This window comes from Pseudoalteromonas sp. NSLLW218 (assembly GCF_015864775.1).
GTDB lineage: Bacteria > Pseudomonadota > Gammaproteobacteria > Enterobacterales > Alteromonadaceae > Pseudoalteromonas.
This window is the reverse complement of sequence record NZ_JADYWO010000005.1, coordinates 335908-361468: the sequence shown is the minus strand read 5'-3', so window position 1 is coordinate 361468 and position 25561 is coordinate 335908. Positions and strand designations below refer to the sequence as shown.

Sequence of the window (25561 nt, the reverse complement as noted above, 5' to 3'; positions counted from 1 at the left end):
TTTTTTACTGTTATTTGCATTTTGCAATTCAGTTTGCAATGCAACTAAATTGATAGATGAGCGTTTATTTAAGCCTAACAAGTAAGAAGGTGGAAGTTGGTTATAATTGACTAAAAATTGGAGTTAATCATTGAAGGTATGCACAAGAGAAGATTCAATAAAATAGGCTAGGTTACATACAATCTAAATTTAAAAACATATAGCTAATTTTATAAGTAGGAACGAAAATTGAAAATGACAGTAAGAAATATAAAAAAACGCAGGCAACAATAAATTGTTACCTGCGCAAAAGTCTCTAGTTTGAAAGAGTGTCGTTATTTTCGTTTTTGGATGCTGTTACGTTTTGTGCGTAATTTATATTTTGCGAATCAAATGTATTACTCATAGACTGTGCATTTTCAACATCAGCTTGTGTAAAAGTAATAGGCTGTATATCCGCTAACGGCTCTAAAGAAGCGCTGCCACGTAAAACTGTTATACCGATAACTAAAGTAGCAACAAGCAAAATGGACAAAACCATAATTTCAGGTGTAAGTACCCAGTTGTTACCTTTAGGTTGTTGTTTAGCTTTTGTGTTTGTTTGCATATTGCACCCCTTAAATTTAACTAATTCATCTCGGTTTGATATCTAACTTGTTGCGAAAGCCATGCCAACCAAACAATAATTTATAAAAAAATAAAATAACCAATAAAATTAATCCTTTAAAATAAATTAATAAGCCATACCCAGAACTTAAAAGCAGTTCGGAACATCTTATTTTTATTTTGAATTGCAATTTGCGAATCAAATTGAAAAACCTAAAAAGAAACCATTAAATACTAATAAAAAATTACAAACTACGCTCAAAATACTAGTTTAACTTCTCTATTTATCAAGTTTTATACTACAAAACCTACTTTTTATATTAAGGCCTGTTGATCTTTGCGAATTAAAATTTGTTCAAACTAGAGGCGGATTAATCGCGGCGTGAGGTTTGTAACCTGGTCGGCTCGATAACTACTCCTGCGTTATTCTACGGGCTTACATCCATGTAATAATAAGTAAAACCGAGCAAAGCTTCCGCATCCTGCTCACGCCCCTTATCTACATCCATGTAAGCAACAAGGAGTAAGTAGCCCCTAGGAAGAACCCTTTGGGCAGCGCCTGTTTGGCATTCATACTACGTTATCGCACATTTATGGGGAGTACTGCATAGGCTCTGCCTTGCCTAAATACCAAACAGACTGCTGTAAATTCAACCCTAAAAGTTCAACAGACCCTAGCTTTCGATTGCTCAACCCAGCTTTTCCCACACTTGCGCTAAACGAGTTAGCTTTAAATCTTTAGGTTCAACAACGTGCTCTGGTGCATATGTATCAAGTAATAGATAAAGCGTTTCACTTACTATTGGTTTAGCTAAATAATCATCCATCCCCGCTTCTATAAATCGCTCTTTATCACCATGAATAGCATTAGCTGTGAGTGCTATTATAGGAGTTTCTATACCTAATTCCCTGATTGCTTTAGTTGCTGAAATTCCATCAAGTATTGGCATTTGTATGTCCATAAAAATAATATCAATTTTATCGTTTTTCGCCTTAGTTATTGCCTCTTGCCCATCGCTAGCAATATGTACCCGGCAACCTTTTTGTTCTAAAAATTCCCTTATTACTATTTGATTATTAGTATTATCTTCAGCAACCAGTACATTGACCCCATTCAACTGAGTTAACCCTGGAGGGCTTTCTAAGGCATCTTTTTGTTCGCGATTAGTAAATATAATATCTAAATGAAATAACTGCTCTTCCAATAAACTAATTGCTCGCGGTACATGGGAAACTTTAAATGGGCCATTTAGCCTAAGCTCTCTGTCGTTAATATTTTGCGGTAATAAGCTTTCACCTTGTAAATCTATGAGGAGTAAACACGGTGAATTAAGTGAGTTATATGTGTTTATACGCTCACGTGTTTGGGTTAATATTTGTGGGTTAGTTAATACTATTGCATCTGGAAAGTTATTGTATTCGGGTATTTTTGGACATATTTCATAGTGTTCAAATGCAATAGAATACCGTGTGAGCGTGTGTTCCAGCGCTATTTTTAGGACTTGGTTACTACCTATAATCCATACTTTTGGTTTTTTACTTCGTGCTGCAAACCCTTCTCTTAATATTGAATCGGTTGTGTCTATTTGTAATGGATAATTGACGATAAACTCACTCCCTTTATTGAGCTCAGAACTAACTGAAATATCTCCTCCTACCACATCACAGATTTGCTTACATATCGCAAGCCCCAAGCCACTGCCGCCATGTTTTCGAGTAATTGAATTATCGGATTGAATAAAAGGCATAAACATACTTTCAATTTTATTTTTTGCAATCCCCATTCCGGTGTCTTTCACAGATAAATGAAGATTTAAATTATTACCTTTGATGTGAGTGCACCTAACAGTGACCGTTATTACGCCATGCTGAGTAAACTTAATCGCATTGGCTAATAAATTTATAACTATTTGCCTTACACGTGCATGATCACCAATTACTTGAGCGGGGACATCAGGATAAAAATCAAAAATAACCTCAAGCCTTTTTTGCAAAGCGCTTTGAGTAATGATATCGATCGCTTCTTCGATACACGTATCAATACTAAATGGCTGATTATCGAGTGTTATGGCTTGCGCTTCAAAACGCGAATACGTTAATACATCGTCCAATACACTCAGTAGTGCATCAGAGCTTGTTTTAATCATTTGTGTATAACGCATTTGCTCAGAAGTTAAACCGGTATGATGCAAAATATCTGCAGAGCCAATCACAGCATTTAATGGGGTGCGAATTTCATGACTAATATTTGCCATAAATCGGCTTTTTGACTCAGCTAATGTTTCTGCCTGATGTTTAGCTTCAAGTAATATTTGCTCGCTTTCTATACGTTCCTGTATATCAACAAGTGTTGCAGCAATAGATGATAAATCACTTTCATAGCCACCCACAATTGGAGTGAGAGTAATTTCAACCCAATTATTTATACCTTGTGCGTTAATTAAACGTATATCAAAGCGACGTATATCACGCTTACCTTGGTTATAATCAAGCAAAGTACTACTAATTTTTTCTACATCTTCTTTTGCTATAAACTTAATTATAGGCAAGCCAAGGCTCTCATTTACATTGCTTTGCAGGACCCGTTGCCATGCTTGATTTATAAATAGTAAATTGCCAAATGTATCAAGGCGTAAAACAATATCAGGAATATTATCTACGACAGAGTGGTAGTTATATTCTATCTCTGCCATTGCTTGTTCAGCTTTAACTCGTTGCGTAATATTCGTTTCTATAGCGATAAAATGCTTTACTTGGCCTTCATGATCTCGCACCGGGTTTGCATCAATAGCAACCCAATAAACGTTACCATTTTTATCGTAATTTATAGTTTCAACTTGAAAAGGAAGCCCATTTCTTACAGCGTGAGACATAACCTTACGGCTTTTTTCACATGTCTTTGGCCCTTGTAACAATTGGCCTGGGCTAGTGCCTACAACCTCATCACAGGTGAAACCTGTAAGTACTTCAAAACTTTTGTTAACCCACTCAATTACACCAAATTTATCTGTAATAATTACTAAGTTATTTGTATGGCTCGCTACGAGCGATAAACGTTTTACATATTTTTGTTGTTGGGTTAGCAAAAATTGAGAATCTTTATGGCGTTGTATGTCATAGAACGAGCCTATAAAACCGCTTTTCTCATCATAAACTAATCTCAGCTCAAACCAGTTCATGAGTCCAAGACTATTTTTTATTTGTATTTCTACACTGGGAGCCTGCTTGCCTTCAAGCAGACAACAACTGTATGCGACAAAGTGCATAATATCTTCACAATTCATTAGTTTAGTAATGTTAGAGCCAATTAATGAATCGTTTGAATAACCTAGTTTCTTCTCCCAAGCTTCATTAATATAAGTGAAATTTAAATGCTTATCGCACTCAAAAATACACTCATCTAAAATAGCTAATAACTTTGCCTGACGTCGATTACTATTGGACAGTTTTTCAACCAGCGCATACTGGATTTGCACTTGTAGTTCATCATTTTTATCCATGCCCTCTCCAATGCTTTATAAAAGTATCACTCTCACAAACACTTGCATAAAGGGGGAAAACCTCTTCACAGTAAAATGTTTGTTCAAAAGGAGTGCGACTCGATGTGCAGTCGCTTAAAATGGCAACATTAAAACCCAGCTCCACAGCGGTGCGTGCAGTTGAATCAATACAGATAGAAGTCACAGTACCCGCTAAGATTATATTGGTTACGCCATGTTTTTTTAATTTGCTGGCCAAAGCAGTATGTGTAAAAGCATTTAAACCTCTTTTTCCAGGTACAACTTCTATAATATTATTAAAGGGGTCTAGCTGCTCTATTGTTTGAGCGCCATAGGAGCCAGCTTTGAATGCACCTACATCGGCAATAACTTTTAATATACCAATCGGGTTTTTCAGCTCACTGTAATTTTGCGTAAAATGAATAGGTGTATTAACAACTAAAGCAAAATGCTTTGCACAAGAAGTTAATAAAGAGACTGTATTTTCTACAACACCAGTAATTCTTGATGATTCCTCAACCACGTCATATAAAATACCTTTTGGGGAAAAATAGTCATTTTGAAATCCAATTAAAACAAGTGCTGTTGTAGATAAATCATCCATAGCCCTCTCCTTATTAATCAATTTAAGATGCTATCTGCCAAGGTTTAATAAACTTCTCAAGTACTGCTTTTGTCACTGGTTTTTGTAAATAGTGAGTTATTCCTTTTTCAAATAACCCAGCTATTTCATCATCCCCTGTTAGCCCTGTTAAAATAACTTTAGGTGTGTTGTTGTTAGGAGTATTTTCCCTAACTAATTGCTGCGCAACATCACTACCAAACATTCCTGGCATGCGCTCATCTAAAAGCAGTAAGTCAAATGATTCATTCTGGGCGAGGGTCAAAGCGCTAGCACCATTTTCTGCACATGTTACTAAACAGCCCAGCATTTCAAGCATTACCTTTGTAGCAATTTGGCTCGGTAAGCTGTCATCCGCAACCAATACCGACAAACGTGTTTGCGTGTGAAATGTTGTTAAAATAGTAATTAAATCAGTATCAAAAAATGGCCAACCCAATATTTTTTTAGATAATTTATGAGCTTGACTTAACTCATTAATGTCGTTAATTGTGCACAACTTTATGTGTGTATTTAAACTGTCACTATTCAACCTATCTATTAACGCGTTACCACTAAGGTGGCGTAAATCTTCTAGCTGTACCGACTCTCTAAAGTTACTATTAAATAATTTAAAATTTAAACCAAAACGGTTATGAGTATTGGCCGACATTTTTAAGCAGCTTTTAAGTAACGCCTCACAATCAGTTAAAACGTCTACATTCTGGGTAATATCAAGCGCTAAACTAACTGATTCTTTTGTAGCTAAAAGTCCGTGGAAATCGAATATATTTACTTGTTCAGAATCATCAATTTGGTAATGAAAACTAATCCCTTGGATATTTGCTTCAAGCGTAAGTAAAAAGCTCTCTTTTGTAGAAGCCAGCGCCGGTATAAGAAACTCTTCGCATTGCGCAATCATATGCTCAATCGGAATTTGCAAACAGACGTAGTTACATTGCAGCTTATTGATTAAGGTAATAGAGAAATTTCGATTTTGGGTTTCACAATATTTACCTATTATCCCTTGGATAATTTCTAAAACGTGACTATTAATATTCATAAAGTACTCTTGTTAACCCAATGTATGGCTCTATATCATCAAGTTGTGTGCCACAAATTAATTCTTGTAAACACACTTGCATTCATAGACTTAAGTATTAGACAGGCGCGCTTTAGTTCCTCATTCGCATTTTGCAAATCATATTGCTATGCATAATATGATTTATGATTTTATTAGAATGGTGCAATCGATTTTTTTCGCTTTAAATAATTTTTTAATCATTTAAACTGATATTAATCAAATTGAGGAGAAAACTATGCTAACTGTAATTTTTGGCCGTGAAGGCTGTCCATTTTGTGTTCGTGCGAAAGATGTGGCTGAGCAACTATCAAATGAACGTGATGACTTTAAATTTCGTTACATCGATATAGTTAAGGAAGGTATAAGTAAAGCCGATCTTGAAAAGTCAGCGGGTAAGCCTTGCCCAACAGTTCCACAAATTTTTGTAGATCAAACACACATTGGTGGGTTTACCGAATTTGAAGCTTACGCAAAAGAAAACCTAGGCTTGTATAAGTAAGCTTTGTATCAAATTTGTTAACCAGTTTAATAAAGCTCAAATTAGACTGGTTAAATTTCGACCAACATCAAACACATACAAATTAGTTTCAATTTATACAAGCATTTGCCTCGCGAATCCTATATAATGCGCGCCTCTTTAAATTCGTTGAGGCGTATTAATGTCAGAACCAGTCACGTTTGAATCTCTAAATCTTTCTCCTGCAATTTTGAAGGCAGTTGAAGAGTTGGGTTACAAGACACCATCTGAAATCCAAGCTCAATGTATACCGTTATTGCTAGAAAGAAAGGACGTACTGGGACTAGCTCAAACGGGTACAGGTAAAACCGCAGCATTTGCACTGCCATTACTAAATAATATTGACCCGTCTGTGAAACAGCCACAGATCCTTGTACTCACACCAACACGTGAGCTTGCGATCCAAGTTGCTGAGGCATTCGAACAATATGCTAAACATGTTCGTGGTATTGAAGTATTGGCACTATATGGTGGCCAAAGCTACAGTATCCAATTAAGCGCACTTCGTCGTGGCGCTCAGGTTATTGTTGCAACTCCAGGTCGTTTAATCGATCACATTAACCGTGGCACTATCAAGTTTGATGCTCTACAAGCACTTGTACTTGATGAAGCCGATGAAATGTTACGTATGGGCTTTATCGATGATGTAGAAAGCATCATGGAAAAAACACCGCGCGAAAAGCAAACATGTCTTTTCTCTGCGACTATGCCTAAGCAAATTCAAAACATCAGTAGCAAATATATGAACAATCCTGAACAGGTTCATATTTCTGCGCGTAACTCTACAGTATCATCTGTTGAGCAAGTGTTTTGGAATGCAAGCGTACATAAAAATAAAGCGATTGTTCGCTTCTTAGAAGCTGAACAGTATGAAGGTGCTATTGTTTTCGTACGTACGCGTAACGATACAGTACAACTTGCTGAGTTATTAGAGCGCGAAGGTTTCTCTGCAGCTCCACTTAATGGTGACATGAACCAGCAAGCACGTGAACGCACTGTAGAACGCTTAAAAAGCGGCATGCTAAATGTTGTTATCGCAACAGACGTTGCTGCTCGTGGTCTAGATGTTGACCGCTTAAGCTTAGTTATCAACTACGATATCCCACAAGATTCTGAAGCCTACGTTCACCGTATTGGCCGTACAGGTCGTGCTGGTCGTACTGGTAAAGCAATTTTATTCGTAAAACATAACGAACGTTATTTACTTAAAAATATCATTCGTCATACGAAGTCTGAAATTGCACAAGTTGAATTACCAACTGCAAAAATCGTTGAAGAAAAACGTATCGAAGCGTTACAAGCAAAATTAACTATTGCGCTTGAAAACAAAGACATCACGTTCTTCAATGAAGTAGCTACTAACATGGCTGAAAAGCTTGAACTTCCTCTTGAAAGCTTAGCGGGTGCGTTACTGTGTTTAGCACAGCAACAGTCTCCAATTAAAGTTGAAGAAGTTAAGATTCAACCTCGTGAACGTAACGAGCGTAACGACCGTAACCCACGTAATGACCGCAACGATCGCGGTGATCGTGGACGTCGTAACGAGCGTGGCGGCGAACGTGGTGGTGAGCGCGCTGAGCGTAAACCTCGCGAACGTAACAGCCGTGATGCAGGTCCTATGGATACTTACCGTATCGAAGTAGGTCGTGAACATGGTGTTCAGGTTAAAAATATTGTTGGCGCTATCGCTAACGAAGCTGACATCTCAAGCAAGTTTATTGGTGATATTCGTTTACACGACAATCACAGTACGGTTCAATTACCGCAAAACATGCCTAAAGATGTACTTGATCATTTCCAAAAAGTGTTTATATGTAAACGTCCTATGGGCTTAACAATTACACAAGATCAAGGTCCTGCTGAACCACGCGGCGAGCGCTCTGAGCGCCCAGCTGGTGACAAAAAACGCAGCTTTAACAAAGATGACAGCGCACGCGGTGATAAGCGTACCGGTCCTCGTAAAGAACGTCGCCCAGTAAGCTTCACAGCTAAATAAGCAACGACTCTTTAATAAAAAAACCTTGCCACGAAAGTGACAAGGTTTTTTTGTTTTTAAGTTGTTGCTACAATGAAAAAAGATAAACTTTCGCGTCAATTCAATAGCAGCTAGGGATAGTTTTTTTAGCCTGAGTTCGGGTTACTTAATGCCTATAAATACATTTCTCTGATTTTTAAAATAACAAAAATTCTGTAAACTAGACAAAGGCTATAGTTCACGGACGAATTAAAAATTGAAAAAGATTTACGACAACTTGCTCCTTGTAGCAATAATACTCCCCATTTTATTATGCATCACTCTTCCTATTTTAATGGACTTTACAGATCCACCATTCATCTCAAATGAACTATACGACGTTGTTTTCTTTATAACCCTCCCTATTATCTGTTGTGCACTATTTATCTATTTAAATATACTTATTTTCAATAAATATAAACGCTGCAGTAAATATAGAGAATCACTTAAATACAATTTCTCAGATACTAAAATAAAATTAGCATCCATTTTCATGTACCCATTATCCCCTTTATTAATCTTTGGAATACTCTATGTTTTTATCTCTGATCCTATTAAATTATGGGCTTACTACACGCAAGGCGACTATTGGTATAAAGAATACATCCTGACCGATGTACAAGAGTGTGGCACTGAGTATGAAGATAGTTGTACTCGTTTATACTTCAAAGACCCTAGAACGAATAAGATTCATGATTTTAGGTGGTATGACGATAAGTCTACAATAATGAACAATAAAAATGATTATGTGTATATTGTTGGTGAGGCCAGCTTATTTGGCTATATAGTGAGAGATTTAGAAAGGTAACTTAAACTTACTTTTACATTACAGGACTTTTATTTAAAAACCTCACTCAAGTGAGTGAGGTTTTTAAATGTTTAGGTTAAGGCAATGCTGGATAAATGTAGCTTGCATCTAAACCTAAAGGAATACCAAGTGCCCAGTAACCTAATAAAAAGATACTCCAGCCAATCATAAAGGCGATTGAGTACGGTAGCATAATAGCAATTAAAGTGCCTATACCTGTGCCTTTGACATACTTTTGACAGTACACCACCACTAATGGGAAGTATGGCATTAACGGTGTAATAATATTAGAACTTGAGTCACCTACACGATAAGCGGCTTGAGTTAAGTCTGGCGAAATACCAAGTTGCATTAACATCGGCACAAAAATGGGGCCAAGTAACGCCCATTTTGCTGAACTTGAACCTACAAACAAGTTAACAAAGCCAGTTAAAAAGATAATGCCTACAACCGTTACTGCACTTGGCAATTCCATCGCCTTTAATAACTGCGCACCTTCAATTGCGAGCAGTGCACCTAAATTTGATTTACTAAATGCAGCAATAAATAGCGAACAGAAAAACGCCATGACTATATAATATGCCATGCCGCTCATCGCTTTACTCATAGCATCAATCATATCTTTTGAAGTTTTAAAGGTACCTACCGTAAAACCATATACAGTGCCCGGGATCCAAAAAAGTAAAAATATTAGTGGGACAATTGATTGCATTAAAGGAGAGCTAAAATTAGTAAGGGATCCGTCACTACTGCGCATTGCAGAATCGTCTGGAGCAGAGACAAATGCTAATAACGCAAGTCCTGCAATCATCACGGTACTGGCTATATAAAAGGCACGTTTTTCATCACTACGTGCATCTTCAAATACAGGTAAATCCTCTTTAGCACCATCAACCGCTGTTTTTTGTAAACGTGGTTCAATAATTTTATCGGTAATGTACCAGCCTAATGCCACAATAAATAAGCTAGATGCGGAAGCAAATGCCCAGTTATTTAACGGGTTAATTGCTATTGTAGGATTAATTATTTGCGCCGCACTTTGGGTAAAGCTTTGTAGTAATGGATCGATACCCGATGGAATAAAGTTAGCCCCAAAACCACCACTGACTCCTGCAAATGCAGCTGCAATACCCGCAAGAGGATGGCGTCCTGCAGCATAAAATATAACACCTGCAAGTGGAATAACTAATACATAACCTGCGTCAGTAGCGGTATGGCTCACAATGGCCACTAAAATGATTGAAGGCGTTAATAGTTTTTTAGGAGTAACTTTAAGCATTAACTTAAGGCCGGTATTAATAAAGCCCGAATGCTCTGCAACACCGACACCTAACATAGCTACTAAAACAACACCTAAGGGAGCGAAGCCAGTAAAGGTTTTTACCATAGAGGATAAAAAGGTAGCAAGCGAATCACTTGCCAGCATATTATTAATAATAATCGCTTCACCGGTACGTGGGTCTATTGCATCAAAACTCACGCTTGAAAACCACCACGACAAAAACCAAATTAATAACATTGCAAATAGAAATATTACGGCTGGATCAGGAAGCTTATTTCCTACTCGCTCAACAAAATTTAAAAAACGCGCTACAACCCCTGAAGGTAAAGCGTCTTGATTATTATTCATTCTTATTGTTCCTAAAATTTATTTTAGTAACAATATCGCATATAAACAAAACAGTAAATTAACATAAAAATCTGCTTTTAAAGTTTCGGGCACAAAAAAACACGATAGTGATAAACAAATCGTGTTTTTATATTGTGCTAAAAAAGGTGTTAAGCGAGTGCTTTAACTTCTTCCCATAGACGAGCAACTAATGTTTTATCTTCTTCATTAAGCTCACCGTTACGATATGCTTTAACTAAGCTTTGCTCTACAGTTTCGTTTAGCTCATCTATACTGATTGTCAGCTTTTCTACTTCGGCATAACCAACTGCAAGATCAAAATGACCTCGTAAATAGCCGCCTGCAAATAACTCATCGTCAGTTGCTTTTATTACTAAATCATCGAAGTACTGCTGGGCTGCATCGATATAGTTCACTAAACTCATTTATTAATCTCCTGGTTTTGCAAAGCACCTGTATTTTCAATGTTGTGGTGCCCTACTGCATACATAATATGGTCGTTAAATCCGGTGGTTACTTTAATATAACCGGTTAATTCATCATCTAATTCGCCATCGCCTGTATCACAAATAAGGGGACGACCATTAAGCGCTTGTAGTTTTGTTTTTGTTGCTACTACAATAATATTTTCTTTGCCAATTGCACGTATAAGCGCAGGACTCAATTGCTGGTTACCACGGCCAAATATGTGCCCTTGCCCGCCAATGAGCGTAATAACTAACTTAGTACTTTGCTCATGAGTAAGCTCAAATAGTTGCTTAGCCGTTAAATCTTGAGCAACTAAGGTTTGATCTTTTATTAAGTCAACACCAAGTAACGTATTCTCAAGCCCCATTTCTTCCATTATGGCTTCAACAGTTGAGCCGCTACCCATTATATAAAATGTGTCTTCATCCATTTGCGACACAACATGCGCTGCAATGTCGGCAAGAACGAGTTCGTCGGTTTCTTTACCGCCATTTTTAACCGCTTGCATATAACGTACTTCGCTAGGTGTTTGCATTTCGCCGTAGCGTTTGGCCTTTACTGTGCCTTGTCTAAAAGCATCTTCATCTATATCCATTACATCTGCATCGGCTAAGGTAACTAACTCACCCTTAACCAGCATTTCAACTACGCGCCCTGCAGCCTTTGGCGTAATAGCGTAAACACCAGAATGAATTTTACAACCTGCGGGAATACCAAGTACGGGAATAGTATCCTCGATTGCATGGCAAATATTACGCGCTGTACCGTCGCCTCCAGCAAATAAAACTAAATCAACACCAAAGTCTTTAAGTACTTTTGCTGCTTGTTCTGTGTCATCTGGGGTTGTTATTACTGCAGAGTTGTATACAACCTCTACCTTAAAGCCCAAAGCTTTTGCTGTTTGCTCACCCATGTCACCGTTAACGGTGTAAATGGTTAAACGTTCTTTATAAGGCAATAGCACTTCAAGTGCTGCTTTTGTGCGGCTATTTGCTTTGGGTTCTGCACCTAATTCGATTGCTTTCGCGGCTGTGTGCGCGCCATCACTACCTTTTAAGGCAACTGTTCCGCCTAAACCCGCTACTGGGTTTACAATTAAACCTAATTTAAACGCCATTACAAAGCTCCTTTGGATGTTGCCAATTAAATTGCTGCGCTGTTAATGGCCACGGTGTATTGTAAAAATCACAGAGTGCTCTTAAAAGTGACTCTGTACGGGAGTTAAAACCATTTTCGATTAGCGATAATACCCGTGCATGTACTCGCTGCTGAAAATCAAACCGACACGTTTGCTCACCGTTTAAATTATCCACCGACACATTAAAATTAAACCCTGCTGCGGTGCTTAATAACCACTCAATAGCTTGGGGCTTTACTTCTACGTTTTCAAACTCAGCTTGTTTTTGTTTGTCGCGCCCATCAGGACAATACCAATAGCCGTAATCTTCTAATAAACGACGTGCATCACCGGCCACCAGCCAGTGTGCTAGCTCATGTAATGCACTCGCATAAAAACCATGCGCAAATACAACTTGGTGATATGGCACGTGCTCTGTTGCTGGTAAATACACAGGTTCAAAATCACCTTTTATCAGACATGTATTATGACTTTGATAAAAAGTGCGTTCAAAAATTGAAATTAGATCAGCTATTTGATGCATAAAATTAGGCTAATTTTTCTCGGTTGCAGCGCTATTTTGCGCAGTAAAAACGAGACGAATTGTACGGGCTTTTACAACTAAAGTAAAAATAAGGCGTGATAGTAAAATATAAGCGGACTAATCTTTCACTTTATTGATATTTTTAATAATACCTAAACAGTAAAGCGTATTGGCAAGTTCTTTACGCTGTGTTTTTTCACTTGAGGTTTTATTGGCTAAGCTAGTTAACATATCGTATCGTTTACGAAGAGTAAGTATATATCTGGCATGCTTACGGCATTCAAAGCAATGAGTACAGTGTGAATCGACCCAAAAACCAAGTACCTCAAACCAATATTGCTGCTCTTGAGCAAAAAAAATAAATGCCTTAGAGCAAGTCCCGCACTTCTCTTCAATATCAACATAAAGTGCCCGAGGATAAATAGCATAGTTTTGCTTTTTTATATCAGCCAATATTACCGTATTAGGGAAGTATTTAAGGCTCGAGTAACGCCAGTGCGCATTCTCAATTGCTTCAATAGTCGAAGATGTATTGGTAATAATTGGTTTATCGCCATACCTAGGATGGTTGAGGTACATCAGCTCGCCTACTTTAAAATTATGGTTTTAATACTAAAAAGTAAATCACATAAAAGCAATAGTTATGCTGGCGTGCCTGCTTCATCACATTCTACAATATCGGTCTCGGTTAATGCCTGAGTAATCCAAGTTTGCAATACGGGGCAATGCATCACAAAATCACAATATTGCTGCGCCTCTGGCGATAACGTAATTTGATAGGTTTTTAAGCGCAGTACAACAGGCACATACATGGCATCAGCAATGCTAAAATCACCAAAAAACCACTCATTTGGAAACACATCTTGTTGCTGTGCAAATATCTCGTCTATACGGGCTATGTCTTTTAGTGCTTCGCTCGATAGTTCTATTTTACGGGTTGCTCTTATATTCATTGGCATTTCGTTACGCAGTGCCATAAAGCCTGAATGCATTTCAGCACTTAGCGCACGCGCTTTAGCTCTTTGGGTAATATATTTTGGCCATGCAGCGCCTGACAAGTAAGCATCGTTAATATATTCACAAATTGCTAGCGAATCCCATACCTGTAAATCGCCATCAATTAACGCTGGGACTTTTTGCAAAGCAAAGGTCTTTTTTAGTTCATTGTAAAAGTCGGGGGTGTCGAGTACTAGCTGGTTTTCACTAAACTCAACATCAAATTTACTCATTAAATACCATGCGCGTAATGACCAGCTAGAGTAGTTTTTATTACCGATAAATAATTGCATATTGTAGATACCAAAATGAATAGACGCTTCTACCTTACTAGGTGATTAAACAACCAACAACATTTTGTTTAAAGTCTCTTTGCTAACTGTTACTTAAAGCTATGAATTACTCACTTAACTGCATATTTAAATGTTTTTTTAATAGTCGAGTATTACGCGTATTGGCTTTAAAAAATGCATCAAATATATCGCCAAAAAATGGTACTAAGCCGCCCACAAAGTCAATGAGCATATTGATAATCATCTTAGTCTTTATACGTTTACTCACCCCTAAACGCTGCGCTTCTATAAGCACATAACTTGATAAAATTAGCCCTGCGGCATCACCTATAACGGGAATTAAACCAATTACAGCCTCCAACCCTATATTAAATTTAGTAAAAGGTATGCCAATGCTGCTATCAGTTAACTTACTGAATCGCTCTAAGCGGGCTATTGCAGCTTGGGCTTTTATTTGTGAGTGTTCATTAATATTATCGTTCATGATTACTACCCTCCTTCTTGCAGTATATAGGGCTTACTTGAACAACTCCTGAAAGGCTTCAAACTAAATTACAGACATAAAAAAACGCGGTAGTCCGCGTTTTTTTATAATTATAAATCTTTACACAGAGCCGTTAATTGGCCCGTGTTCGTGATTTACATATGGATTTTGTCCGCGTTGACGCAGTAAATGGTCCATTAATGTAATAGCCATCATTGCCTCAGCAATCGGGATTGCGCGAATACCCACACACGGATCGTGACGACCTTTAGTGATCATCTCTACCGCTTCGTTGCTTGTATTAATACTGTTACCCGGAATAGTAATGCTCGACGTTGGCTTTAGCGCAATAGAAGCAATAATATCTTGCCCTGTCGAAATACCCGCAAGTACGCCACCTGCATGATTTGATGTAAAACCTTCAGGAGTTAGCTCGTCGCGATGCTCTGAGCCTTTTTGCTCAACCACATCAAAACCATCACCAATTTCCACGCCTTTAACTGCGTTAATACTCATTAATGAGTGTGCAAGCTCGGCGTCAAGGCGGTCAAATACTGGCTCACCAAGACCTACCGGTACGTTGCTTGCCACTACTTTTACTTTAGCGCCAACTGAGTCACCTTGCTTTTTAAGGTCACGCATATATTCGTCAAGCGCTTCAAGCTTACTTGCATCAGGGAAGAAGAATAAGTTATTTTCAACTTCGTCCCAATCAAACGTTTCCGCCTTAATAGGACCTAGCTGGCTTAAGCATGCTTTAACTTCAATACCATGAAATTGCTTTAAGTATTTTTTAGCGATAGCGCCTGCCGCTACGCGTATTGCGGTTTCACGTGCAGACGAACGGCCGCCACCACGATAGTCGCGCAAGCCGTACTTATGCCAATACGTGTAATCGCCATGGCCTGGGCGAAATACATCTTTAATTTTGCCGTAATCTTGCGAGCGTTGATCGGTGTTTTCAATTAATAAACCAATGCTGGTACCTGTGGTTTTACCTTCAAAAACGCCTGCTAATATTTTTATTTGATCGCTTTCGCGGCGCTGCGTTGTATAACGGCTTTGGCCTGGTTTTCGGCGATCTAAATCAATTTGTAAGTCGGCCTCTGTGATTTCAAGACCTGCGGGAGTACCATCAACAACGCCGCCTAATGCAACGCCGTGGCTCTCACCAAAGGTGGACACTTTAAATAACTGTCCAATGCTATTACCTGCCATTAACTTTCCTCATTCCTAATGACTACCGATAGCCAAGCACAAGGCTTGGCTATTCATTTTTTTACTTATTTTGAAAAATACTCATCTAGCTGCTTTTTGCTAATTACAAATACACCTAAGCCGCCTTGTTCAAATTCAATCCATTCAAACGGTGCGCCCGGATACAGTGCATCCATATGTACCATAGAGTTGCCAACTTCTACAAATAACAAACCGTTATCAGTTAGATGCTCACTCGCTTCACTTAAGATAGTACGCGTTACGTCTAAACCATCGTGGCCTGATGCAAGTCCAAGCTCTGGCTCATGATGAAATTCACGTGGCAAGTCAGCCATATCTTCTGCATCAACATACGGTGGGTTTGCTACTATTAGGTCGTATTTTTGACCTGGTACACCGCTAAATACATCAGACTGAATGGGTAACACACGGTCAGTTAACATGTAATCGTTAATGTTAATATCTGTCACTTCAAGTGCTTCATACGATATATCTACCGCATCAACTTGTGCTTCCTCAAAAGCTTGCGCAAGTGCAACTGCGATACAACCCGACCCCGTACATAAATCTAATATGCGGTTAACCGATTGTGGCTCTTCAAGCCAAGGTGTAAAGCGATTACTGATAAGCTCAGCAAACGGTGAGCGAGGTATAAGTACACGTTCATCCACATAAAATGGCATACCCGCAAACCATGCAATGTTTGTTAAGTAAGGTACTGGTGTGCAGTCGTTAATACGTTCTGCAATAAGACCCGCAAGTCGGTTTTTTTCTGTGCTTGTTAAACGCGCGTGCATTAATTCTTTTGGCGCATCAACAGGCAAGCTAAGCGCAGGCAGTAATAAGCTTACAGCTTCATCCCATGCGTTATCTGTACCGTGTCCAAAAAATATACTACTACTTGCAAATTGGCTTGTAGTCCAACGTAACCAGTCATGTAAAGTTGACAGTTCTGCAACGGCTTCTTCGAGTGTTGCTTCTTCTATTTGTAAATCGCTCATATATTTTTACCTGTATTAGCTTACTGACTGTTTTGAGTCTTTAAGACGATTGCATTGCCTATCTGCGCTGGGCAAATTACAATTGCCCCTCATTTAAGTATTGTACCGCCTTTTGCGCTGCGTTTTTACGTTTTTTTGTTTAGGTAATAGTTATGAAAAAAGACACTCCATCACATTCGTCCCTAAGCAATGACGACATAAGCTTATTTCGTCAAACGATCACAGGCGCCAAGGTATTTAAACAAGATACTCATCGTTTTGATACAAAGCCTAAGGTGTCACAAGCTAAGCAATTTGCCCAGCAAAAAAAGCAGGCTCAATCTGAATTTTTCTTCTCAGACGTTTATATTCCCGATATAGACACCCACGGCACGGTTAAATATGTAAAACCAGGCCAAGACAGCTTTTTAGCTAAACAGCTTCGCCGTGGTGACTTTACACCCGATTTGACGCTAGATTTACATGGTTTAAATAAAGAGCTTGCTAAAGATGAACTCGCTGGACTCATTCACGAATGTAAAAAGCAGCATTACTATTGTGCATGTGTGGTGCACGGTATTGGCGGCGGCGTACTAAAGCACAAAGTGCCTCAATACTTAGTACAGCACCCAGACGTAATAGCAATGCATCAAGCTCCTCTCGAATATGGTGGTAGAGGTGCAGTACTTATACTAATTAACTTACCGCAAAGTGATGAATTTAGACGCTAACTTTAGCTATTACTAGGATGTAACTACGTGCATATTTTTTCAATTATTTTTCCGCTCATTTTCATAGTTGGGCTAGGTTATAGCTGTTCCCGATTAAAATTTTTCGAAAAGCAGCATATTGCAGGCCTGAGTAAGTTCACTTTTTATATTAGTTTGCCTGCTTTTTTATTATTAAATATGTCGCAAATTAACTTACAGCAAAGCATTAGCCTTTTTGCATTTTTGAGCTTTTACATACCTGTTCTGAGTGTATTTGGGGTCGGTATTTTAATTGACCGCTTTTATTTAAGTAAAAAGCATTTAAAAAATTACCAACAACACGGTGTATTTGGACTTGCTTCTAGCTATTCAAATATGGTGTTAGTGGGTATTCCTATTGTTATTGCATCGCTTGGCAAAGAGATGATAGCAATTGCGTTTATGATTATTACTTTTCATAGCACATTGTTATTTGCACTTACTTTTTTAATAGGGGCTAAAGGCAGTAGCGATAAATTTTCGTGGTCGCACTTTGGGAAAAGTATGGTGTTAAACCCAATAGTACTGAGTATCGGGTGCGGGCTTATATTAAACATATTAGGAGTAACACTGTTCACAGACTTGGCAAATAGTTTAGAGCTATTAGCTAAACCAGCAATTGCCTGTGCGTTATTTGTACTTGGTGCAAATTTGGCTTTTTATAAAATAGCAGCAAATTGGCAACCGGCCTTAATAGCATCAATTTTAAAAATATTTTTATTGCCTGCGCTAGTTTTATTGGTAGGTACTTATGTATTCAAACTAGACACGCAAATACTTAACGTATTGGTACTTTTAAGTGCGTCCCCTGTAGGTGTAAATGCTTATCTTATTGCGAGTCAAATAAAGCAGCATGAAGCTACTCTTGCTGGGGCTGTGGTATTGTCTACCATCTTAAGTGTTATTAGTTTTACGTTTTGGCTAGCTTTATTAATTTAGCCTACAAACCGCCGGCTACATCAACAAAACTACCCGTTGTAAAAGAAGCGTGCTCTGAAGCTAAAAAATAAATTGCTGCAGCCACTTCTTCGGGTGTACCGCCTCTACCAAGGGGTAATTTACTTTTAAGCCGATCGACTCGGTCTTTTTCGCCACCATCGCTATGCATATCTGTGTAGATGAGCCCAGGTCTAACCGAGTTAACACGAATACCTTTACTTGCTACTTCTTTTGCTAAGCCAATAGTAAATGTGTCCATTGCACCTTTAGATGCTGCATAATCAATGTACTCATTAGGAGAGCCCGTTTTAGCAGCCGCAGAGGACACATTAACAATACTGCCGCCATTTTCCATTCGCTTTAGTGCCTCACGACTACATAAAAAAGCACTGGTAATGTTTGTAGTCAAAACTTCGTTTATGCGCTCAGCACTCATATCTAACAAAGGCATTTGTGGCTTTAAAATACCGGCGTTATTTATTAGTACATCAAGTCGACCAAAGACCTTATCTATATGCATAAATAAAGCTAAAACGTCAGCCTCTAGTGATACGTCGCCCTGAATTACTTCAACCTCAACGCCTAATTGCTTTACTTTTTCTGCAACCGACATTGCATTAGCTAAATCTGCTTTATAATTAATGCAAACATTATAACCATGCTGAGCAAAATATAATGCTGTTGCAGCGCCAATACCTCGACTAGAGCCGGTGATAAGTACAACGGGGGAGCGAGTCATTAAAGCTATTATTCTTTTAAAGCTGCAACGACTGAAATTTCAACTAGCAGAGCATCACGTGCCATTTTAGCTTCCACACAAGCACGTGCAGGTGCATACCCCTCGGTTACCCATGCATCCCATACCGCATTCATATCAGCAAAGTATTCCATGCTTTTTACGTAAATAGTTGCGCTAAGCATATGTTCTTTTGAACTCCCTGCCTCATCAAGTAACGCCTCTACTTTATCGAGCATGGTTTGAGTTTGTTCTTTAATACCTTTTTGCGCGTCGGCGCATACTTGCCCACATAAATACACAGTGCCGTTGTGTTTTACTATGCGGCTCATACGCGCACCTGTTTGTAAGCGTTCTATCGTCATTTTACTTTACTCAATTATTTGTATTTAAACGTTCTCTGGGGCATTTATACTTAAATAACTACTACGCTGGGTTTGCTCATCGTAATTGATTACTGCAACGGCCCCAGTATTAAAAATAGGCATGTTACCTGGGCTTAATTGGTCTACTAAATAACTGACAATAGGCATGTGCGCTACTATAAGCCAAGTATTGCACTTAGGGTGTGCTGCTATAAGCGTTTCGAGGTAGTCGGCTGCAATTTGTGGTTTACCTTCGGGAATAATATCAGATGTGGTTTCGCTAAATTTAAATACATTATTTTTAGCCACACCTGCAGCTGTCTGCTGTGCACGAATGTAAGGACTAACTAACAGTGCATCAGGACAATATGCTTTACTGAGCCAAAGGCCCATTTTTTCAGCTTCATCATGCCCTGCTTGGGTTAAATTTCTACCTGCATCATCAGCCTGCATTGGTGTTGCTTCGCCGTGGCGCATTATTAGGATTGTTTTCATAAAAAATCAACCGATTAAAGAATATAAAACAGTAGCCAGTTTGCCCGTTTGTCAGCTATATTAACAACATAAACCTATTTATTTCTAAAATAGTTCTTTCATGAGATTCAGGTAAATCTTTAAGCTGTATTTCGCTTTCCTGAAGCCATCATCTGTTGTTAACAAGTAAACGTTTAGTTTCAGGAGCATCATTTGAATATCAGCCGCAATGATAACAGAGCATACCGCGCGTTTACACTGGACAATGGTCTAAAAGTACTATTAGTGCAAGATAAAGATTCTACAAAAGCTGCAGCATCAATGGCAGTTAACGCCGGACATTTTGACGACCCTCTTGATAGACAAGGCCTAGCACACTTTCTAGAGCACATGCTTTTTTTAGGTACTGACCAATATCCAGATTCAGGTAGTTTTAATAATTTTGTTTCGCAAGCTGGCGGCAACACCAATGCGTGGACCGGCACTGAGCATACCTGTTACTTTTTTGATATTAACAATCAAGAATTTGAACAAGCGCTTACCCAATTTAGCCGCTTTTTTATTGCCCCTCTTTTAAATTCAGCCGAAACAGAAAAAGAACGCAACGCGATTGAAGCCGAGTTTAAGTTAAAAATAAAAGACGATGGTCGCCGTATTTATCAAGCCCACAAAGAAACGGTAAATCCAGCTCATCCATTTGCTAAATTCTCTGTAGGTAACTTACAAACATTAGCTGACAGAGAGCGCTGTATTAGTGATGAGCTTCGTGACTTTTTTAATAGCCAGTACCAAGCTCAGTGGATGACTTTAGTTATTTGCGCAAACGAAACACTAGATACACTACAAAGCTGGACTCAAACTTACTTTGGCGCAATTAACGGCAATAAAAGCCTTAAAAAGCCAGAGATCAGTGAGCCACTTTATCGCAAACAAGACATAGGAAAAATACTTCATATTGAGCCGCATAAGCATATGCAAAAACTTATCATAAGTTTTGCTATGCCTAATATTGACGACTTTTATCGCCATAAAACAGTAAGCTTTATTGCTCATTTACTTGGCTATGAAGGCGCGGGTTCTCTTTATTCTATTTTAAAAGAGCAAGGCTGGATAAACGCGCTTTCAGCTGGCGGTGGTATAAATGGCAGCAACTTCAAAGATTTTAATATTAGCTTAGCGCTTACCGATGAGGGTATTGAATACTTTGAAGATATTATTGAAATGGTGTTTGAATATATTTGTTTAATTAACCATAACACCGAAAAATTACCGCGCTTATACCAAGATAAAAAAAATCTATTACAAATAGCATTCGATAACCAAGAAAAGTCACGCTTAATTGATTGGGTCAGTAATTTAAGCATTAATATGCAGCATTACGATGAAGCAAATTACGTGCAAGGCGACTATTTAATGGAAGGCTTTAAAAAAGCAACCCACGAAATGGCCATGCAGTGGTTAACACCACATAATATGCGCATCGTACTTATACATCCAGATGTAGAGCCTGAACATAAAACGGCATGGTACAACACACCCTACAAAGTAGAACATATTTCACCTAGTTGGCTTGATGCCCTTAGCGAGATAAATAAACCGTTGAGCGAAATGCTGCTACCTACAGCTAATCCTTATTTAACAAAAGAAGTGGTGTTATTTGATGTCGTAAAACCACAAACAAAACCCGAGTTATTAGTAAAAGAACCTGGTTTTGACTTTTGGTTTAAACAAGACAACACATTTCGTGTTGCTAAAGGCCATTTTTATTTAGCAATGGATTCTGATTTTGCTGTAAAAGACGTAAAACATATGGCACTCACCCGCTTATTTACCGATTTATTTATGGATAGCGTGGGCGAGCAATTTTATCCAGCAGAACTTGCAGGACTTAGCTACCACTTAACTTCGCATCAAGGTGGGTTAACTTTACATACTGCGGGGCTTTCATCTAGCCAGTTAGAGCTAGTTGATCAATTAATAGATGCTTTATTTAATGTAGAAATTTGTGCAAAACGCTTTGCTGAATATAAAAAACAACTTGTAAGGCATTGGCGCAATAGTAACCAAAACAAACCTGTGAGTGAGTTGTTTAGCATTTTAGGCGCAAAAATAATGCCTTGGAACCCACAACCAGGGGAGCTTGCATCAGCATTAAAAAACACCTGTTTTCAGCAATTTAATGAGTTTAGAACAGACTTTTTTAAAGCACTACATGTTGAATCATTTTTACATGGTAACTGGCAGCAAAGTGATGCAATAGCCTTTCAAAAAAAGGTCGCAGATCACTTAAAAAACGCAGCCATAATTGAAGATTTAAGACGCCCTCTTTTTGAAATTAAAAAAGTAACTCGCTACGAGTTAGAACTTCCTTGTAGCGACCATGCAATGGTTATTTACTATCAAGCGCAAACGGATTGCGTGGCCGAAAAAGTAAAAATGATGGCGTTAAATCATTTAATTAATCAAGATTACTTTAATGAATTACGAACTACACAGCAGCTAGGCTACTTAGTAGGCGCAGGTTATGCACCATTTAATACGCGTGCAGGAATAGCGTTTTATGTGCAGTCACCTAAGTTTGATGCAAAAACTTTATTGCATCGTCATAACAGCTTTATTAAAAACTACCTTGATAACATTGATGCACTTGATGAAAACGATTGGCAACAGCAAAAACACGGCCTTAGTACTCATATTGCAGAAAAAGATAAAAACCTGCGCCTGCGCTCACAAAGGTTATGGCTTGCTATAGGCAATAGAGATCATGAATTTCATATGCAGCAGCGACTTTTAGATGCCTTAAATGCGCTAACCCTAAAAGAACTTAAAGTTTATGCACTAAGCCTATTTGATGATAATAGACCAAGATATGAGCTTTTAAGCTCGGCAAAAGTCAATAAATCTCAAAATATGCCCGTTTACTCTCAATCTCTTTGACACTAGGTTTAGCTTGTTTTAAATTATCATTTGTAAATTAGAAGTAATAAAAAAATGATAAAAATAATAATAAAACTAAGCATGCTTGTAGTACTTGCTTACTCATTTGAGCTTTTTGCCTTTGAGTCATCATTTAATTACAACTCCGACAATATACTTATACTAGCAAGCGCCATTATAGCGCTTGCTTTGCCCTACCTGTTATTTGTGATCCACAAACTTAGACGATCACGTCGCCAGCTCCGCCTTTCTGAAAAACGCCTTAAAAGTACTGTAGAAGGTAGTGGCGATACGCTTTGGGACTGGAACATAAAAACAGGCGAAGTTATTCGTATTAACGATAAGTACTTAATGGATTCAACTACCTTAATGGGGTTTCCGCCAAATAAAGGCCTTATTCACCCTCACGATATTAATAACGTTGAGCACTTATTAAAGGTACACTTTGCGCAGCAGTCTGCTTTTTTTGAAGCTACTTACCGGATCAAAGATACATTTGGACGTTGGCACTGGGTACTCGATCGCGGAAAAATAATTGAAAAAGACGCTAACTTATCACCTCTAAGAATGACAGGTACAGTTCGTGATATATCACAGCTAAAATCAACTGAAGAGCGCTTAAACCTGTTTGCTAAATGTGTTGAGTCGCTCACTGATGCCTTAGCAATTTACGATAAAAACTTTAAACTGGTTGATATAAACCCTAGCTTTTTAACCTTGTTTGGTGGCGTACGCGAGCAATACTTAGGAAAAGATTTTAATCTATCTGGGTACGAGCCAAGCTATACAAACAAAATTATTGAAATAGTAAAAGAGCGCGAACATATTCAACAAGAAGTAAAACTTCGTAATAGTGAACGCATTTTATTGCCTATAGAAATATCGATAGATGAAATTAAAAACGATCAAAATCAAATAACCAACTATGTAGTGGTTTATTCCGATTTAACAGAGCGTAAAAAAGCCGAGTCACAGTTACATAATTTATCGAATCGAGATCGCACAACCAGTCTCCCTAACCGAAATTTATTTTTTACCGACTTACATAAACTAGTAAAACTTAACTCGCACCACGCATTGCTTGTGTTCGATTTAGATAACTTTAAAAAAATAAACGACTCATTAGGCCATCAGCTAGGTGACAGCTTATTAGCTAAACTAGCAATGCGCTTAAATAAACTAACCCGCGAGAATGATGTATTTTATCGTTTAGGCGGCGATGAGTTTGCTCTAGTAATGTCTGACACTAACGACATTCATGTAATTACACGCATGGCAAAACAGTTTTTAGCGGCCATTGCTACACCATTTAAAATGGCTGGCCACGAACTAGCAATCACCTCAAGTGTGGGTATTGTATTATTTCCAGAAGACGGCAATACGCCTGAACTGCTCTTAAAGAATGCAGATACCGCGATGTATCATGCTAAAAAGAAAGGTAATAGCTACCTATTTTTTAACGACACGATGAACCGCCAAGCCGTTAAACGACTGCAAATAGAAAACCTCATGCGCTTTGGTTTAAAAGAAGATCATTTTGAAGTGTACTACCAACCAAAAATGAATATTCGCACAGGTAAGCTAACCGGAATGGAAGCATTAGTACGCTTTATTACGCCTAAAAAAGGTATTATTAGCCCGGGCGTGTTTATACCTATAGCCGAGGAAACTGGCCAAATAATTGAAATTGGTGAAGTGGTATTAAACAAAGCCTGCAGAGACGTAAAAGAATGGCTAGATAGCGGTTTATTTAGCGGTCGAGTAGCTGTTAACTTATCAGCAAAGCAATTCAGCCTCCCCGATTTAACCTCTCGTATTGACGTTATTTTGCAAAAAAACGAATTACCTTCTTACTTTTTAGAGCTTGAAATAACAGAAGGTACAGTAATGGACGACCCTAAAGAAGCCATTGCAATTATGCGTTCGTTAAGTGCCCGAGGTATTCATTTAGCAATGGATGATTTTGGTACTGGTTATTCATCATTAGCGTATTTAAAGCAATTTCCGCTTAATACACTTAAAGTAGATAAAGCATTTATAGATGACATGACCAACGAACGTGGGCGTAATATGGTCGACTCAATAGTCACTATTGCGCATAACCTTGATTTGCATGTTGTTGCTGAAGGTGTAGAACAAGCTCATCAAATTGATATACTTAAAAAGCTTAATTGCGAAACAGTACAAGGTTATTACTATTCTAAGCCACTATCAAAAAGTGAATTTACTGAGTTTTTAAGGCAGCAACAAACTAAAGCAGCTCCAAGCTTAATTAGAAAAAATAAAAAAGTAGCGTCGATAAATTAAGGGCGCCATATACATGCATTTACTCCTATATTTCTAACTAAAGCACGACGATAATGTAGATTAAACAAGCACCAGGCCACAGGCCCAAGTAAACCGCCTAAAATAAGCCATCGCTTAATTGGCATACCTTTTTTAATGGCTTCTAAATACATTAAAGCTATAAATGTAATGCTTAGTAAAAATAGAAACAAAGTCACCTCTTAGAGTTGCTCAAA

23 protein-coding genes are annotated in these 25561 nt (G+C 38.2%); 6 read left to right on the top strand and 17 right to left on the bottom strand.

Translation table 11 applies throughout. The features are described from left to right. Nucleotides 1–295 precede the first annotated feature (295 nt). The 4 genes from I6E80_RS10085 to I6E80_RS10070 all read right to left on the bottom strand — a co-directional run bounded on the left by I6E80_RS10085 (nt 296) and on the right by I6E80_RS10070 (nt 5749). A complete protein-coding gene (locus I6E80_RS10085; protein ID WP_002958474.1) occupies nt 296–586 on the bottom strand; it encodes a hypothetical protein in 291 nt (96 codons plus the stop codon). Between the two features lie 688 nt (nt 587–1274). Beyond that, nucleotides 1275–4085, bottom strand: a complete 2811-nt coding sequence (locus tag I6E80_RS10080) for a PAS domain-containing hybrid sensor histidine kinase/response regulator (protein ID WP_197185471.1) — start codon at nt 4083–4085, stop codon at nt 1275–1277. Then, entirely contained in the window at nt 4078–4689 is a 612-nt protein-coding gene (locus I6E80_RS10075; RefSeq protein WP_170072122.1) for an isochorismatase family cysteine hydrolase, read from the bottom strand. Before I6E80_RS10075 ends, I6E80_RS10080 begins: the two co-directional genes overlap by 8 nt. A 22-nt stretch (nt 4690–4711) precedes the next feature. Further along, nucleotides 4712–5749 (bottom strand): response regulator, encoded by a 1038-nt coding sequence (locus I6E80_RS10070; protein ID WP_076924791.1) that lies wholly within the window; start codon nt 5747–5749, stop codon nt 4712–4714. Nucleotides 5750–6005: 256 nt separating this feature from the next. Here I6E80_RS10070 and I6E80_RS10065 point away from each other — a divergent pair, with 256 nt between their 5' ends. Continuing rightward, nucleotides 6006–6269 (top strand): GrxA family glutaredoxin, encoded by a 264-nt coding sequence (locus I6E80_RS10065; RefSeq protein ID WP_197185470.1) that lies wholly within the window; start codon nt 6006–6008, stop codon nt 6267–6269. A 160-nt stretch (nt 6270–6429) separates the two neighbouring features. Further along, the gene (locus tag I6E80_RS10060) at nt 6430–8283 is read left to right on the top strand and encodes a DEAD/DEAH box helicase (protein WP_076924790.1); all 1854 of its coding nucleotides are present in this window, start codon (nt 6430–6432) and stop codon (nt 8281–8283) included. Between the two features lie 902 nt (nt 8284–9185). On the opposite strand, the gene I6E80_RS10055 is transcribed toward I6E80_RS10060, so the two are convergent. From I6E80_RS10055 to prmB, 9 genes are all read right to left on the bottom strand, one after another. Beyond that, entirely contained in the window at nt 9186–10739 is a 1554-nt protein-coding gene (locus I6E80_RS10055) for an AbgT family transporter (RefSeq protein WP_197185469.1), read from the bottom strand. 149 nt (nt 10740–10888) lie between these two features. After that, nucleotides 10889–11164 (bottom strand): YfcL family protein, encoded by a 276-nt coding sequence (locus I6E80_RS10050; protein WP_002962183.1) that lies wholly within the window; start codon nt 11162–11164, stop codon nt 10889–10891. Next, on the bottom strand, nt 11161–12324 hold the full coding sequence (locus tag I6E80_RS10045) for an ATP-NAD kinase family protein (RefSeq protein ID WP_076925506.1): 1164 nt from the start codon (nt 12322–12324) through the stop codon (nt 11161–11163). The genes I6E80_RS10050 and I6E80_RS10045 overlap by 4 nt, the downstream gene beginning before the upstream one ends. Then, complete coding sequence (locus I6E80_RS10040) at nt 12314–12868, bottom strand: elongation factor P hydroxylase (protein WP_076925505.1); 555 nt, start codon at nt 12866–12868, stop codon at nt 12314–12316. The genes I6E80_RS10045 and I6E80_RS10040 overlap by 11 nt, the downstream gene beginning before the upstream one ends. Before the next feature lie 117 nt (nt 12869–12985). Then, nucleotides 12986–13447: a zinc-ribbon domain containing protein gene (locus I6E80_RS10035; RefSeq protein ID WP_076925504.1), complete on the bottom strand. Its 462-nt coding sequence runs from the start codon at nt 13445–13447 to the stop codon at nt 12986–12988. A gap of 62 nt (nt 13448–13509) precedes the next feature. Continuing rightward, nucleotides 13510–14157 carry a glutathione S-transferase family protein gene (locus I6E80_RS10030; protein ID WP_197185468.1) on the bottom strand — a complete coding sequence of 216 codons (648 nt, stop codon included), beginning with the start codon at nt 14155–14157 and terminating at the stop codon, nt 13510–13512. A 106-nt stretch (nt 14158–14263) separates the two neighbouring features. Beyond that, on the bottom strand, nt 14264–14641 hold the full coding sequence (locus I6E80_RS10025; RefSeq protein WP_170072111.1) for a DUF4112 domain-containing protein: 378 nt from the start codon (nt 14639–14641) through the stop codon (nt 14264–14266). A gap of 120 nt (nt 14642–14761) precedes the next feature. After that, on the bottom strand, nt 14762–15859 hold the full coding sequence (gene aroC / locus I6E80_RS10020) for a chorismate synthase (protein ID WP_197185467.1): 1098 nt from the start codon (nt 15857–15859) through the stop codon (nt 14762–14764). A 65-nt stretch (nt 15860–15924) separates the two neighbouring features. Beyond that, nucleotides 15925–16860, bottom strand: coding sequence for a 50S ribosomal protein L3 N(5)-glutamine methyltransferase (gene prmB, locus I6E80_RS10015; RefSeq protein WP_197185466.1), 936 nt, complete (start codon nt 16858–16860; stop codon nt 15925–15927). A 152-nt stretch (nt 16861–17012) separates the two neighbouring features. Between prmB and smrB the strand changes: the two genes are divergently transcribed. Together smrB and I6E80_RS10005 are read left to right on the top strand one after the other, a co-directional pair. After that, complete coding sequence (gene smrB / locus I6E80_RS10010; protein WP_197185465.1) at nt 17013–17570, top strand: endonuclease SmrB; 558 nt, start codon at nt 17013–17015, stop codon at nt 17568–17570. A gap of 27 nt (nt 17571–17597) precedes the next feature. Continuing rightward, nucleotides 17598–18527: an AEC family transporter gene (locus I6E80_RS10005; protein WP_197185464.1), complete on the top strand. Its 930-nt coding sequence runs from the start codon at nt 17598–17600 to the stop codon at nt 18525–18527. 1 nt (nt 18528) lies between these two features. On the opposite strand, the gene I6E80_RS10000 is transcribed toward I6E80_RS10005, so the two are convergent. Genes I6E80_RS10000 through sixA form a run of 3 tightly spaced genes read right to left on the bottom strand, consistent with a single transcriptional unit; the run spans nt 18529 to nt 20123 of the window. After that, nucleotides 18529–19266, bottom strand: a complete 738-nt coding sequence (locus I6E80_RS10000) for an SDR family oxidoreductase (protein WP_197185463.1) — start codon at nt 19264–19266, stop codon at nt 18529–18531. 8 nt (nt 19267–19274) lie between these two features. Beyond that, the gene (locus tag I6E80_RS09995; RefSeq protein WP_076925499.1) at nt 19275–19628 is read right to left on the bottom strand and encodes a RidA family protein; all 354 of its coding nucleotides are present in this window, start codon (nt 19626–19628) and stop codon (nt 19275–19277) included. A gap of 24 nt (nt 19629–19652) precedes the next feature. Continuing rightward, on the bottom strand, nt 19653–20123 hold the full coding sequence (gene sixA, locus I6E80_RS09990; RefSeq protein WP_197185462.1) for a phosphohistidine phosphatase SixA: 471 nt from the start codon (nt 20121–20123) through the stop codon (nt 19653–19655). 192 nt (nt 20124–20315) lie between these two features. Here sixA and I6E80_RS09985 point away from each other — a divergent pair, with 192 nt between their 5' ends. Further along, a complete protein-coding gene (locus I6E80_RS09985; RefSeq protein WP_197185461.1) occupies nt 20316–23039 on the top strand; it encodes an insulinase family protein in 2724 nt (907 codons plus the stop codon). Between the two features lie 54 nt (nt 23040–23093). Beyond that, a complete protein-coding gene (locus I6E80_RS09980; protein WP_024598402.1) occupies nt 23094–25346 on the top strand; it encodes an EAL domain-containing protein in 2253 nt (750 codons plus the stop codon). Here the strand turns inward: I6E80_RS09980 and I6E80_RS20450 are convergent. Further along, nucleotides 25343–25537 carry a hypothetical protein gene (locus I6E80_RS20450; RefSeq protein ID WP_231616765.1) on the bottom strand — a complete coding sequence of 65 codons (195 nt, stop codon included), beginning with the start codon at nt 25535–25537 and terminating at the stop codon, nt 25343–25345. The two genes, I6E80_RS09980 and I6E80_RS20450, sit on opposite strands and share 4 nt — an antisense overlap. Between the last annotated feature and the right edge of the window lie 24 nt (nt 25538–25561).